At 65.2% G+C, this 13499-nt stretch carries 13 protein-coding genes; 12 read left to right on the top strand and 1 reads right to left on the bottom strand.

Going from position 1 to position 13499, the window contains the following annotated elements:
* Window positions 1–204: 204 nt before the first annotated feature.
* Window positions 205–1251 carry a YeiH family protein gene (locus B5G20_RS07300; protein ID WP_087356250.1) on the bottom strand — a complete coding sequence of 349 codons (1047 nt, stop codon included), beginning with the start codon at window positions 1249–1251 and terminating at the stop codon, window positions 205–207.
* A 130-nt stretch (window positions 1252–1381) separates the two neighbouring features.
* Between B5G20_RS07300 and B5G20_RS07295 the strand changes: the two genes are divergently transcribed.
* The 12 genes from B5G20_RS07295 to B5G20_RS07240 all read left to right on the top strand — a co-directional run bounded on the left by B5G20_RS07295 (window position 1382) and on the right by B5G20_RS07240 (window position 13307).
* A complete protein-coding gene (locus tag B5G20_RS07295) occupies window positions 1382–2341 on the top strand; it encodes a LysR family transcriptional regulator (protein WP_087356249.1) in 960 nt (319 codons plus the stop codon).
* A 174-nt stretch (window positions 2342–2515) separates the two neighbouring features.
* A complete protein-coding gene (locus tag B5G20_RS07290) occupies window positions 2516–4216 on the top strand; it encodes a DUF2130 domain-containing protein (protein ID WP_087356311.1) in 1701 nt (566 codons plus the stop codon).
* Between the two features lie 197 nt (window positions 4217–4413).
* Window positions 4414–5631, top strand: a complete 1218-nt coding sequence (locus tag B5G20_RS07285; protein WP_143750241.1) for an argininosuccinate synthase — start codon at window positions 4414–4416, stop codon at window positions 5629–5631.
* Window positions 5632–5734: 103 nt separating this feature from the next.
* Window positions 5735–7165: an argininosuccinate lyase gene (argH, locus tag B5G20_RS07280; protein ID WP_087356310.1), complete on the top strand. Its 1431-nt coding sequence runs from the start codon at window positions 5735–5737 to the stop codon at window positions 7163–7165.
* Window positions 7166–7365: 200 nt separating this feature from the next.
* Complete coding sequence (gene ndk / locus B5G20_RS07275) at window positions 7366–7779, top strand: nucleoside-diphosphate kinase (RefSeq protein WP_087356248.1); 414 nt, start codon at window positions 7366–7368, stop codon at window positions 7777–7779.
* A 144-nt stretch (window positions 7780–7923) separates the two neighbouring features.
* Window positions 7924–8958: an SIS domain-containing protein gene (locus B5G20_RS07270; RefSeq protein ID WP_087356247.1), complete on the top strand. Its 1035-nt coding sequence runs from the start codon at window positions 7924–7926 to the stop codon at window positions 8956–8958.
* 21 nt (window positions 8959–8979) lie between these two features.
* Window positions 8980–9399, top strand: a complete 420-nt coding sequence (locus tag B5G20_RS07265; RefSeq protein WP_087356246.1) for a PTS sugar transporter subunit IIA — start codon at window positions 8980–8982, stop codon at window positions 9397–9399.
* A 17-nt stretch (window positions 9400–9416) separates the two neighbouring features.
* Window positions 9417–9887 (top strand): PTS sugar transporter subunit IIB, encoded by a 471-nt coding sequence (locus B5G20_RS07260; RefSeq protein ID WP_087356245.1) that lies wholly within the window; start codon window positions 9417–9419, stop codon window positions 9885–9887.
* 104 nt (window positions 9888–9991) lie between these two features.
* Window positions 9992–10774 carry a PTS sugar transporter subunit IIC gene (locus B5G20_RS07255; RefSeq protein ID WP_087356244.1) on the top strand — a complete coding sequence of 261 codons (783 nt, stop codon included), beginning with the start codon at window positions 9992–9994 and terminating at the stop codon, window positions 10772–10774.
* Complete coding sequence (locus B5G20_RS07250) at window positions 10758–11615, top strand: PTS system mannose/fructose/sorbose family transporter subunit IID (RefSeq protein ID WP_087356243.1); 858 nt, start codon at window positions 10758–10760, stop codon at window positions 11613–11615. The genes B5G20_RS07255 and B5G20_RS07250 overlap by 17 nt, the downstream gene beginning before the upstream one ends.
* 135 nt (window positions 11616–11750) lie before the next feature.
* Entirely contained in the window at window positions 11751–12488 is a 738-nt protein-coding gene (locus tag B5G20_RS07245) for a GntR family transcriptional regulator (protein WP_087356242.1), read from the top strand.
* Between the two features lie 102 nt (window positions 12489–12590).
* Window positions 12591–13307, top strand: a complete 717-nt coding sequence (locus B5G20_RS07240; protein WP_087356241.1) for an HAD family phosphatase — start codon at window positions 12591–12593, stop codon at window positions 13305–13307.
* Window positions 13308–13499: the final 192 nt, after the last annotated feature.

Here is a 13499-nt window from a genome sequence, read left to right as displayed (position 1 = left end):
GCCGACGGCAACGGAAAGATGACCCACTGCAGCAAATCATTTTCGTGGTTAAGGGGCCACTTTCGTGTTTTCAGAATGCGGTTCGCCCACCTGAACGGCAAAATCGGGGCTGATTTTTGCCGTTTAGATGGATGAACCGCATTTCCTTTAGGTGGGGCCTGTTGTAAGGGCGGCCGGCATGCGACAGCGCTGCGCTCTGCGCCCTTACCAAATCCCCAGCACGTGCTGCATACCGAGGCTCACGAGGGCGATGCCGATCCAGCAGCAGAGCCCCATGAGGATGGGCTTGCCGCCCGTGCGCACGAGCTTGACGAGGTCGGTGTTGAGGCCGATGGCTGCCATGGCCATTACGATGAAGAACTTCGAGAGCTCCTTGAGCGGGGTGGTCACGGCCACGGGCAGCGCAAAGACGGTGGTCACGATGCTGGCGAGCACAAAGAGCAGCACGAAGTACGGGAAGATCTTCTTGAGGTCAAAGCTGCCCGCGCCCTCGGCAGCTCCCGCCTCGGCGGCACGGCGCGCACGCCGGGCCTGATAGAGGGCGAGCACGAGCGTGATGGGGATGATGGCGAGCGTGCGGGTGAGCTTGACGATGGTCGCCGTGTCGAGCGTGTTGGCGCCCGGGTGCATGCCGTCCCACGCCGCCGCGGCCGCCGTTACGGAGGAGGTGTCGTTCACCGCCGTGCCGGCAAAGAGGCCAAAGCCCTCGTTGGAGAGGCCGAGCGCCGCGCCGAGCGCGGGAAAGACGAGTGCGGCGATGATGTTAAAGAGAAAGATCACGCTGATGGCCTGGGCGATTTCCTCGTCGTCGGCGTCGATGACCGGTGCCGTGGCCGCGATGGCGGACCCGCCGCAGATGGACGACCCCACGCCCACGAGGGTCGAGATCTTGCCGGGGATCTTGAGCGCGCGGCAGAGCACGAACGCGATGACGAGCGATACGCCGATGGTGGATACGATGATGGGGAGCGACGTGGCGCCCACCTGGGCGATCTGGGCGAGGTTGAGGCCAAAGCCGAGAAGAATAACCGCGTATTGGAGGATCTTCTTGGAGGTGTAGGTGATCCCCGGTGCAAGCGGGGCGAGGTCGCGCCCGCGGAGCAGCAGGGCGGCCGCCATGCCGATGAGGATGGCAAAGACCGGGCCGCCGATGACGTCGAACTGCTTGCCGAGCAGCCAGGCGGGGAGGGCGATCAAGAGGCAGAGGACGATGCCCGGCGCGATGCGGCGGACGGTTTGAGCGAGTTCCACGGGTTCCTCCTTGTGCGGGACGGGTGCGCGCTGTTGTGCGGCGTTACTGGCATGGTAGTTCCGTCAATCTATAAAGAACAGTAGCGGTATACTTATATAACTATCGCAATCTGTTATAGACGGAGGGCAGATGCTCGACTACCGCGTTCAGAGCTTTCTTGCCGTGTGCCAGACGGGGAGCTATACCCGGGCGGCGGCGAGGCTCCACATCACCCAGCCCGCCATCACCCAGCATGTTCATGCGCTCGAGGCTCACTACGGCTGCCCCCTGTTTGAGCGCGAGGGTCGCTCGATGCGCCTGACCGCGGCGGGGGAGGTGGCGCGATGCCGCCTGCAGACCATGACAAACGACGAGCTGCGGCTGCGGCGCGAGGTCGCGGCGGCGAGTGCGGGGGATGCCGCCCGCCCGCTCCGGCTCGGTTGCACCCTCACCATCGCGGACTACGTGGCGCCGCGCATCGTCGCGCGCGTGGCCGAGAGTCTCTCCGTGGTGACGGATGCCGCTCCAAACGGCGTGGCCCCCGCGGCGCCGGGTTGCCCTCCCGCCGGTCTCTCGCTCACCGTGGGCAACACCGCGGAGCTTACCCGTGCCTTGGAGGAGGGGCGACTCGACGTAGCGCTTGTGGAGGGCTCGTTCGACCGCAAGCGCTTTGATGCCGAGGTTCTTTCCCGCGAGCCGTTTGTGGCGGTGACCGGCGCAGCAGGTGGGGAGATAACTCGCTCGGCAACGCTTGCCGGGCTGACGGGGCGGGCGCTGGTGGTGCGCGAGCGGGGTTCGGGTTCGCGCGAGATTCTCGAGCGGCTGCTCGCGGCGCACGACCTTGCGCTCGCAGATTTTGCCTCCGTTGTGGAGCTTGGGGGCATCCCTGCCATCAAATCGTATGTGGTGGCAGGAGACGCGGTGACGTTTCTCTACCGAATCGCCGCGGCTGAGGAGCTTGCGGCGGGCTCTCTCGTTGACGTGACCCCGCGCGACGCCGTGCTTATGCACGATCTCTCGGGCATCTGGCAACAGGGGAGCATCTACACCCCCGAGCTGCGCGAAACCGTGCGCACGTGGCGCGATTGGTTGGCGAGCGCTGCGGCCTAGAGCGGGTTTGAGGTGCCTGGGGGTGGCCGCGCGGCGGGCGCCCGCATGTGGTTGAAGGCTCCGGCCCGTGCGACACCCTTTTGCCCCTTGGCACATTTTGTGTCCGCACGAAGCGGTATCGTGGGAGACGTTCCAGCGGCAGCCGGCCGGAGCCGGCGGAGAGTGAGGTTGATCATGAGCGAGATTATCTGCCCCCACTGCGGACGGGCGTTTACGGTGGACGAGTCGGGCTATGCCGATATCGTGCGGCAGGTTCGCGACGAGCAGTTCGCCCGCGACCTGCATGAGCGCGAGGAGCTCATGGCGCGCGAGAAGGAGCAGGAGCTCGCCCTCGCCCGCGAGACGGCGCAGCGCGAGCTGCAGGCGGGCATGGCGGAGCGCGACACGCAGATCGCCGAGCTCAAAGCCCAGCTCGCCGCGGCTGACGAGCAGCGCGACCTCGCGCGCGAGCAGGCGGCGGCCGAGGCCCGCGAGCAGGTCCGTGCTGAGGCGGCCGACGAGCGCGAGCGCGCCCAGAAGGACGCGGCGGCCCTCCAGCGTCAGGTGGACGCCCTCACCGCCGAGCTTGAGCGGCAGAAGGACGCCGCAAAGCTCGCCGACGCCTCCACCCGTCAGGAGCTCGCCCACGACGTTGCCGCCCGCGATGCCCAGATCGCCGAGCTCAAGGCTCAGCTTGCCGCGGCCGACGACCGTCAGGCGCTCGCGCTCGACAAGGCGGCGGCCGAGGCGGAGCGGAGGCTGGGCGAGCAAGTTGCCAAGGCGCGCGAGGAGGCCGAGCGGCTCCGCTCGCAGCTTCGCGAGCAGGAGGGCGCGGCCAAGCTTGCCCAGGCCGAGGCGGTCGCCGCTGTGGAACGCGAGCGCGACGAGGCCCGCTCGGCGCTCGTGCGCGAGCAGGCCGTCCGCGACTCGGAGAAGCGTCAGATGGAGGCCACGCACACCCTCGAGCTCGAGCAGGCGCGCAAATCGGCCGAGTCGCTCATCCGCTACAAGGATGAGGAGATCGAGCGCCTGCGCGACATGAAGGCGCGCCTCTCCACCAAGATGGTCGGCGAGACGCTCGAGCAGCACTGCGAGACCGAGTTCAACCGCCTGCGCATGACGGCCTTCCCGCGCGCGTACTTCGAGAAGGACAACGACGCCTCGGACGGCACCAAGGGCGACTTCATCTTCCGCGAGTGCGACGAGGCGGGCAACGAGGTCGTCTCCATCATGTTCGAGATGAAGAACGAGAACGACGAGACCGCGACCAAACACAAGAACGAGGACTTCTTCAAGAAGCTCGATGCCGACCGCACCAAGAAGGGCTGCGAGTACGCCGTGCTGGTGACGCTTCTGGAGCCCGAGAGCGAGCTCTACAACACGGGGATCGTGGACGTGTCGTACCGCTATCCCAAGATGTACGTCATCCGCCCGCAGTTCTTCATCCCGCTCATCACGCTGCTGCGCAACGCCGCGATGAACGCCCTCGCCTACAAGCAGGAGCTCGCGATCGTGCGGCAGCAGAACATCGACGTGACGCACTTCGAGGAGAAGCTCCTCAAGTTCCAAGGCGGGTTCTCGCGGAACTTCGAGCTGGCGAGCCGGAAGTTCCAGACCGCCATCGACGAGATCGACGCTACCATCAAGCACCTGCAGAAGGTCAAGGACAACCTCATCTCGTCGGAGAACAACCTCAGGCTCGCCAACGACAAGGCGCAGGACCTCACCATCCGCAAGCTCACCTGGGGCAACAAGACCATGAAGGAGGCGTTTGACGCGGCGCGCGCCGAGCGGGCGGCGGAAGATGCCGAAGCGTTTGAGGCGGTGGATGCCGAGGTGACGGCGGATGCCGACGCTGCGGAGCCTGGGGCGCCCAAGGCGGAGGCGGGGGAGTAGCCGCTGCGTGCGCGGGTGCCTCTCGCGCGCCGCGCACGTTCACGCTCTGGAAACATTGGGTGCCACTTTGTGCGAGAACTGAGAAACTCCCCGTGACGGCTCTGGAATCGTGTAATATACAGAGAAGCGATTCGAAGGCCAACAATTATGCAGTTTTACGCATAATCACGAGAGCGCAACAGAGAAAGGAACGCACCATGGAGAAGGAGAAGGTAGTCCTCGCATACTCCGGCGGGCTCGATACCTCGGTCTGCATTAAATGGTTGCAGGTGGAGAAGAACCTCGACGTCATCGCCATCTGCGGCAATGTCGGCCAGGACGAGAAGGACCTCGAGTGGATCCGCCAGAAGGCGCTCGACATGGGCGCCATCGCGAGCGAGGCGGTGGACATGCGCGCCGAGTACGCGCGGGACTTCCTCTCTAAGGCAATCTGGGCCAACGGCAAGTACGAGGGCGTCTACCCGCTGCTCTCGGCGCTCTCGCGCCCGCTTATCTCCAAGCACCTCGTGGACCTCGCCCATAAGTACGGCGCCAAGTACGTGGCGCACGGCTGCACGGGCAAGGGCAACGACCAGGTGCGCTTCGAGACCTCGATCCGCGCGCTCGACCCCGACCTCACCATCATCGCACCGGTGCGCGAGTGGGACCTCACGAGCCGTGAGTCCGAGATGGAGTGGGCCGCGGCGCACGACGTGCCGGTGCCCACCACCAAGAAGAAGCCCTACTCCATCGACGACAACCTCTGGGGCCGCGCCATCGAGTGCGGCGTGCTCGAGGACACCTGGAACACCCCGCCGGCGGACATCTGGACGATGACCGCGGCGCCCGAGGATGCCCCCGCCGAGCCCGAAACCGTGGTCATCGGGTTTGAGGGCGGCGTGCCGACCTCCATCAACGGCGAGGAGATGCCGCTGCTCGACCTCATCATCAAGGCCAACGAGATCGCCGGGCGCAACGGCTACGGCCGCCTCGACATGATCGAGGACCGCGTGGTGGGCATCAAGAGCCGCGAGTGCTACGAGTGCCCGGCGGCCCTGCTCCTCATCGAGGCGCACAAGACCCTCGAGACGCTCTGCCTCGACTACGAGACGCTCAAGGAGAAGGCCAAGCTCGACGTGGAATGGGCAAGCGCCGTGTATCGTGGCCTGTGGTACTCGCAGAACCGCCACGCCATCGACGCCTACAACGCCTACACCCAGAAGTACGTGACGGGTGAGGTGCGCTTCAAGCTCTGCCGCGGCGGCCTGTTTATGGATGGCGTGCGTTCGCCGTACAGCCTCTACTCCAAGCCGCTGGCGACCTACGACGAGGGCGATACCTTCCCGCACGAGGCGGCGCCCGGGTTTATCGAGCTGCACAGCCTGCAGTCGCGCACGTGGTCACGCATGCAGGGGCCGGGCTCGGGTCTCGCGTAGAGAGCCGCGGGCGCCGTGCAGCGCCAGCGAGATTTCGCATATAGTTAAAGAGCGCGGCCCGCTTGTCCCGCGGGCCGCGCTTTGCGTAGAGAAGGGGGTTTCCATGGCGCTCTGGGGCGGTCGGTTTGAGGAGAACGTATCGGAGGCGACGCAGGAGTTCGGGGCGTCGCTCCCGGTGGACAAGGCGCTCTACCGGCAGGATATCGCCGGGAGCATCGCGCACGCCGCCATGCTCGCCCACCAGGGAATCATTTCTGAGGAGGACGCTCGGGCCATCGAGCGCGGCCTGCGCGGCATCGAGGCCGATATCGATGCCGGGCGCTTTGCCTTCGACATCAACGACGAGGACATCCACATGGCCATCGAGGCCGAGCTCACGCGGCGCACCGGCGAGGCGGGGGCGCGCCTGCACACCGGGCGCAGCCGCAACGACCAGGTAGCCACCGACACGCGCCTTGCCGCCAAGGCGCTCGCACGCGACCTCATGGAGGCCAACCTGGGGCTCCGTCGTGCGCTCGTGCAGGCGGCGCGCGAGGCGGGCGACACTGTGCTCCCGGGCATGACGCACCTTCAGCACGCCCAGCCCGTGCTCTTCTCGCACCACCTGCTCGCCTACGCGTGGATGCTCGCGCGCGACTTTGCACGCCTCGCCGCCGCCTTTGATGCGGCGGACGCCTCGCCGCTCGGCGCCGCGGCGCTGGCGGGGACGAGCTACCCGCTCGACCGCCAGATGACCGCCGAGCGCTTGGGGTTCTCGCGCGTGATCGAGAACTCGCTCGACGCCGTCTCGGACCGTGACTTTCTCCTCGACCTTGAGTACGCCTGCAGCGTGCAGGCCGTGCACCTCTCGCGCCTCTCGGAAGAGATCGTGCTCTGGTCGAGCCAGGAGTTTGGCTTCATCACCCTCTCCGACGCGTTCTCCACGGGCTCGTCCATCATGCCGCAGAAGAAAAACCCCGACTTTGCCGAGCTCATCCGCGGCAAGACGGGACGCGTGGTGGGCGATCTTGTGCAGCTGCTCGTTACGGTCAAGGGGCTGCCCCTCGCCTATAACAAGGACCTCCAGGAGGACAAGGAGGGTGCGCTCGACGCGGCGCACACGCTGCTGGCGTGCCTCGGGGTCATGAAGGGCATGGTGAGCACCTGGACCGTCAACGCCGACCGCATGCGCGCCGTGATGGCGCGTGGGCATCTGGCCGCGACCGACGTGGCCGACTACCTCGCCAAACGGGGCATGCCCTTCCGCGAGGCGCACGCTGTGGTGGGGCACCTTGTGCTCGAGGCCGAGAGGCGCGGCGTGGACATCGCCGAGCTCCCGCTCGAGGTGTTCCAGCAGGCGAGCGACCTCTTTGATGCTGATATCGTGGGCGCGCTCGACCTCGACGCCGTCGTCGCGGCGCGCACCACGCGGGGCGGCACGGCCCCCTCGGCGGTTGTGGAGCAGATGCAGCTGGTGGAGGCCGGCATCGAGGCCGATAGTGCAGCGGTGGAGGAGCTTTCGCCCGTGGTGGCGATGGGCGAGGGCGCTGCGTAGGATGCGCTGAGTGGGGCGCCCCGCTTCGGTGTGCGGCGCTGCGCTGCGCCGCGCCGTCGAGCATCCGGGTAGAAAAGCTGCCCTGTCGCCGCCGCTTCGGCGGGGGCGCATGCTGCTTTGGTGTGCCGCCGGCGCGGTATGCCATACTGAAGCGAGGAGAGCGGCTGCCTACCGTGCGGCTGCATAACGAAAGGAGCATCATGCCCCAGATCGAGAAGACCTACATCATGATCAAGCCCGACGCTGTGCGCGACCGCAAGATCGGCGAGATCATCACCCGCATTGAGCGCTCCGGGCTCACGATCGAGCGCCTCGACATGGCCGTGCTCGAGCCCGATGTGGTTCGCGAGCACTACGCGCACCTCGCCGACAAGCCGTTCTTCGAGAACCTCGTGGCCTTCATGACGAGCGGTCCGGTGGTGAAGATGGTGGTTTCGGGCCTGGGCGCCATCGGCAAGATGCGCACCCTCATGGGCGCCACCAACCCGCTCGACGCTGCGCCGGGGACCATCCGCGGCGACTTTGCCGTCGACGTGAACTCCAACGTCATCCACGGCTCCGACGGCCCCGATACCGCCAAGATCGAGATCGAGCGCTTCTTCGGCGAGGCGTAGGGCGGTAAAAATATAACCTTATATAACGTCTGCCGTCCGTTTTCTACCGTTCACCGGAAGTATGATGTTATAAGACGTTTCATTCTCGAGTTCTTGCTATAGTCCATATCGTCATATAACGACTTGTTCCAAGGAGGGAACACTATGGCAGAACTCGAGACCATCCAGCTGTCCAAGTTCGACATCGACGAGTACCTGCGCGATGGTGACGCCACGGTCGCGGCCTGCGCCGAGGCCAAGGCCGTCGCCGACGAGGTGAACGCCGAGGGGTACGAGAACATCTTCCTGCTCGGCATCGGCGGCACCTACGACGAGCTCGATATGGTGCGCTACTTCATGAACAAGTACTCTGAGGTCGAGGTTCACCTGGTAAACGCCGCCGAGCTCAACGTGCTCGGTCATCGTCGCCTCAAGAAGAACTCCCTTGTGGTGACGGCCTCCGCGTCGGGCGACACCAAGGAGATCGTCAAGGCGGTCGACAACCTGGTGGCGCAGGGCATCCGCGTCGTCGCCTTCACGCGCAAGGAGACCCCGCTCGGCCAGCTTGCCACTAAGGTCATCTCCGCCCCGGTCGCCACGGGCCGCTGCGACTTTACCTATCTGCTCTTCGACGCCTTCGCGCTGCGCCTTCTCAACCTGCGCGGAGACTTTGACCGCTACGATGACTTCATGGCCCAGACCAAGAACATCTTCCACGACCTCGTGGACATCCGCATCAAGTTCGAGCCGCGCGCCGAGGAGATCGCCCGCGCCTTCGCGCACGAGCCCTACACCATCTTCATCGCCTCTGGCGCCCTCTGGGGCGAGAACGTGCTCTTCTCCATGTGCGTGCTGGAGGAGATGCAGTGGATTCGCACCCGCGCCGTCACCTCGGCCGAGTTCTTCCACGGAACGCTCGAGCTGGTGGAGCCCGGCGTTCCCGTGATTCTCACCAAGGGCGAGGACGAGTGCCGCGAGCTCGACAACCGCGTCGAGAAGTTCTGCCGCGAGTACACGGACAAGTTTGCCGTGATCGATACGGCCGAGTTCGCCATCGACGGCCTCGATCCCGAGTTCCGTCCGCTCGTGTCGCCCATGATCGCCGCCGCGACGCTGCATGAGCGCCTGTCCAAGCACTACGAGACCGAGACCAAGCACAATCTCGCCTATCGCCGCTACTATCGTCAGTTCTCGTACTAGCGGGTAGGGGAGGTGTCCGGCATGCGGCATTTCATCCTGGCCACCCATGGGCATTTCGCGGCGGGTATCCGCGAGAGCCTCGAGTTGGTTTTCGGCGCTCAGGAGGGTGTCCAGGCGGTATGCGCCTTCGTTGACGGCGCGAACGATGTCCACGCGCTTGTTAGGGATGCCCTCGATCGGGAGCCCGCGGATGTGGATATCGTGGTGTGCACCGATATCTTCGGTGGCAGCGTGAACAACGAGTTCCTCAACGCGCTGCCCGCCCACCCGCGGGTCCATCTCATCGCCGGCATGAACCTGCCGATGCTCATCGCCCTGTTTCTCTCTCCCGAGCCGGATACCGCCGCCTTGATTCGCACGGTGCTCGCCTCGGACGATATCAGGCCCCGTTATTGCAACGACGAGTTGAGCGCCGCTGCAGATGAGGATGAGGAATTCTAGACGAAAGGAGGGTCCTCATGATCAAACTCGTGCGTGTCGACCATCGCCTGCTGCACGGCCAGGTCGCCGTCTCGTGGGTGAACGGCATCGGTGCCGACTGCATCCTGGTGGCGAGCGACACAGTGGTGAACGACCCGGTGTGGAAGACCACCCTCAAGCTCGGCAAGCCGGCGGGCTGCAAGCTCGTCATGAAGAACATCGACGATTCGATTGCGGCCATCAACAGCGGTGTCACCGACAAGTACAAGCTCATCGTGGTCGTGCAGACCATTGCCGACGCCAAGCGCCTCGCAGACGGCTGCCCGGCGATCACGAGCATCAACCTGGGCAACACCAAGGAGAGCGCCACCACCAAGCAGGTGAGCCGCCAGATCTTCCTGGAGCCCGATGAGATCGAGATGCTGCGCGAGCTCGATGCGCGCGGCGTTGAATGCGAGATCCGCCCCATGGCGGCGGACAGCAAGACCAACGTGATCCCGTTGCTCTAGCCTTCCGGAGCGGCCGGGTCGCGCAATCTCCCCGCGCCCGGCCGCGTCTCGCCTACCACGGTTCTGTTCCCCGCGTTGAAACCAATCGATAGAGAGGAGAAGCCATGCTGATGCAGGCATTGCTGGTCGGCCTGGTCGCGGCGTTCGGCACGCTCGACACCGCGCTCGGTACCAGCTATATCCAGCGTCCCATCGTACTCGGTCCGCTCGTGGGCCTGGTGCTGGGCGATTTTCAAACGGGCCTCGTTATCGGGGCGAATCTCGAGCTGCTGTTCATGGGCGCCATCTCGGTCGGTGCCTACATTCCGCCCGATGTCATCACCGGCGGCGTGCTCGCGACCGCGTTTGCCATCTCCACCGGCTCCGGTCTCGAGGCGGCCTATGCGCTCGCCATGCCCATCGGCCTTGCGGCCCTCGGCATCAAGAACGTGTTCTATGCGGTGCTGCCGCTCATCCTGCCCCTGGCCGATCGTGGCGCCGAGGAGGGCGACGACGGCAAGATCAAGCTCACCTACGTGCTGCTCGGCCTCTTTGGCAAGACCATCTGGACCTTCACACTGACGTTCTTTGCGTTCTACCTCGGGTCCGACGCGGTTACCGCGGCCCTCAACTCCGTGCCGTCGTTTGTGTTCGACGGGCTCGGCATCGCCGCCGGTATCCTTCCCGCCATGGGCTTCGCTATGCTCATGCGCATGATCGTCAACAAGAAGCTCATCCCGTTCTTCGTGGCGGGCTTCGCGCTGGCGGCCTACCTCAACCTTTCCGTTCTCGCTGTCGCCATCTTCGCCGTCGTCATCGCGATCGAGAAGCTCGACTTCCTCGATGAGCGCCCGATGGTTGCCGGTGCGGCCGCGGGTGTAGATGGAGGCGATGACGATGACTTCTAAGATGAACGACCAGGCGATACAGGACTCCGCCCGGGAGACTATCACCAAACAGGACCTCACCCGCATGGCGGTGAATCCGGGCGCCCTCGGCATGGAGTACTCCTGGAACTACCCGAAGCAGATGAGCGTGCCCTTCTGCCTCATGCTCAACCCGCTGCTGAAGAAGATCTACAAGAACGATCCCAAGGGATATTCGGAGGCACTCAAGCGTCACCTGGAGTTCTTCAACATCACCATGTACTTTGCCCCGTTCGTGGGCGGCGTGGTGGCGTCGATGGAGGAGCGCGTTGCCAAGGGGGAGATGCAGCCCGAGGCCATCAACCAGGTCAAGGCCGCGCTCATGGGCCCGCTCTCGGGCATCGGCGACTCGCTCTTCCTGGGTACGCTTCGCGTGATCGCCGCCGCGGTGGGTATCAGCCTCTCGATTGCCGGCAACCCGTTCGGCCCCATCGCGTTCCTGCTCATCTACAACATCCCGACCTTCCTTACGCGCATCGTCGGCGCGCACAAGGGCTACGAGCTCGGCGTCTCCTTCCTCACCAAGGCGCAGGAGAGCGGCCTCATGGACAAGGTCATCTATGCGGCGGGCATCATCGGCGTGATGGTCATCGGCGCCATGACGGTCACCATGACCTCGGTCTCCATTCCGATCGAGTTTGGTCAGGGTGACAGCGTCCAGACGATCCAGAGCGTTCTCGACGGCATTCTGCCCGGCACGTTGGCCCTCGTGGCGCTTGGCCTCTACTACGGTGCGCTCAGCAAGAAGGTGAGCCCCATGGTGCTCATCGTGATCACGATGGTGGTCGGCGTGCTCGGCGCCTTTACGGGCGTGCTCGCCTAGCGGGCGGCTGACAGATCAGCCAAGATGAACGTGCGGCGGTGGGGTGCGACCATTTGGGTGCCCCGCCGCCGCTATGGGCAAATCGTCATATAATGTATCAGTCAGAGTTGATCGTCACCGAGGGAGGTTGCGGAGATGTCCGCCAAGATTCAGGGGGATTCTTCCGTTCCGCTGTACCAGCAGGTTGCAAACGATCTGCGCGCGTCCATCGAGAACGATGTCTACCACGTGGGTCAGCGCATCCCGCCCGAGCCGGAGCTGAGCCAGCTCTACGCGGTCTCCCGAATCACCGTGCGCAAGGCCATCGAACTTCTGGTTGAGGAGGGTCTTCTCGCCAAGCGTCAGGGCAAGGGAACGTTTGTGTGCCATCCGGGGCCGCCGTGCAAGATTCGCGACGACCGCAGCACGCGCGTGATGGGGTTCTCGGAATCGTGCCGGGTCAACGGGCTCGTGCCGGGGGCGGTGCTTCTGTCGCGCTCGTGCGAGGAGGTGCCCGACGAGGAGCGGGCCTTCTTTGACGGGGCGTGCAGCAAGGTCATTGCCGTGGAACGGGTTCGCACGGCCGACGGCGCGCCGATTATGGTGGAGTCGAACCTCTTCCCCTTCGAGGGCCTTGAGTTTCTCGAAACCGAGGAGCTCGATAACCGCTCGCTCTTTGAGGTGATCGTGGAGCGCACGGGGCGACACGCCGTGCGCGAGAGCCCGCAGTCGCTCTCGATCATGCTCGCCGACGAACGTCTGGCGTCGCTGCTCAAGGTGCCGGTGGGGGAGCCCCTGTTCTATCTTCTCGGGCGCTACCACGACCAGGCGGGTCGTCCGCTCTACGTCGGCCGGCAGTACATCATCGGCTCGCGGTACACGTTCGCGATGTAGCTGCCGGAGCCCTCTGGTTGCCGGGTGCGCCGGCAATCTCCATCTCGGTGCGAACGGCTCTCGGTGCACTCCGCGCGTGCGGGGTGGAAGGGTATCGAGACCATGGCTACAGCTTTTCCCTTTGCGGCCGTAATCTTCGACATGGATGGCGTGATCGTCGACTCCGAGGCGTTTTACCAAGAGGTGCTCGCTCGCTTCGTGCGCGAGCACGGCCTCGACGTCTCCGACGATGAGCTGCGCGGGCTCATCGGGTGCGCGCAGCAGCATTTTGACAAGACGCTCGTCGCTTGGTACGAGGCGCTGGGGGCGGGCACGCTCTCGGTGGCCGAGGCGAAGCGTCGCTACCGGTTGTGGCGAGACCGTATTCCGTGCGACTACCGCTCGCTTCTTTTCTCTGGGGTGCGCGAGGCGGTGCAGGGCCTTGCCGACCGCGGCGTGCGCCTCGCGCTGGCCTCCTCGTCGCCGAGGTCCAACATTCGCGAGGTCCTTGGCGCGTGCTGCCTCTCGCGCGCCTTCGAGGTGGTGGTCTCGGGGGCGGAACTTGTTGCGAGCAAGCCGGACCCCGCGATCTATCGGCACGCGCTGCACCTGCTTGGCCTTCCTGCCGAGGCGTGCTGCTGCATCGAGGACTCGGTACCGGGCATCACGGCGGGTCGTCGCGCCGGCCTGACCGTGGTGGCGCGCCGCGAGGAGCGCTTCGGCTTCTCGCAAGAGGAGGCCGATATCATCGTGGACCGCGTTGACGAGCTCTTGGACGAGGGCTTTGCGCAGCGCTTGGCGCGGTCGCGCTCCGCGCGGGGGCGAGGGCGCGCGGAGTGAGCCCTGCGCTCGGTGACTTGTGGGGTGTCGGATGCGCCTGCGTGGCCGATGGGGCCGCGCTACGCCGTTTGCCCGTCTGTCACCCGCGGCCGCTCTCGTGTCTTATGCATGTCTCGCGCATTTGATGCAGGATGGTCCATGATGGGGCTGAACACGGCCCCATCATGGACCATCCTGCATCAAATGAGAGGA

Origin of the sequence: Collinsella sp. An7 (assembly GCF_002159335.1) — a bacterium.
GTDB lineage: Bacteria > Actinomycetota > Coriobacteriia > Coriobacteriales > Coriobacteriaceae > Coprousia.
This window is presented reverse-complemented; position numbering and strand designations above follow the sequence as displayed.